We start from the raw sequence: 255 nt of genomic DNA, 5'->3' as shown, positions 1-255 counted from the left end.
CTCTCCCAGGACCCTGCGGTCCAAGTACCATCGGCGCTGGAGGGCTTAACGGTCGTGTTCGAGATGGGTACGCGTGGGACCCCTCCGCCATGACCACCAGACCTACTGTTTGGCGTGTGCCAACCAGCTTTGCAGCTTTACAGAGCTTGCGCCCTGAAAACCGGATGCGAAACGAACCTGCGCTAGAAATTCTCTTCACCTGTGCGGCTTGCCGCTGGTCTGCTTGAAGCAAACCGTAGGATAAGCCCTCGACCG

At 58.8% G+C, this 255-nt stretch carries 1 rRNA gene; it reads right to left on the bottom strand.

From position 1 onward, the window contains the following. Positions 1 to 101 (bottom strand): 5S ribosomal RNA (rrf, locus tag KVT38_RS33855); the annotation flags it as partial. Between the last annotated feature and the right edge of the window lie 154 nt (positions 102 to 255).

The organism is Cohnella sp. GbtcB17, from assembly GCF_019091135.1.
Lineage (GTDB): Bacteria > Bacillota > Bacilli > Paenibacillales > Paenibacillaceae > Cohnella.
Note: the sequence above shows the minus strand (reverse complement) of the source record. Positions and strands in the feature narration are given on the sequence as shown.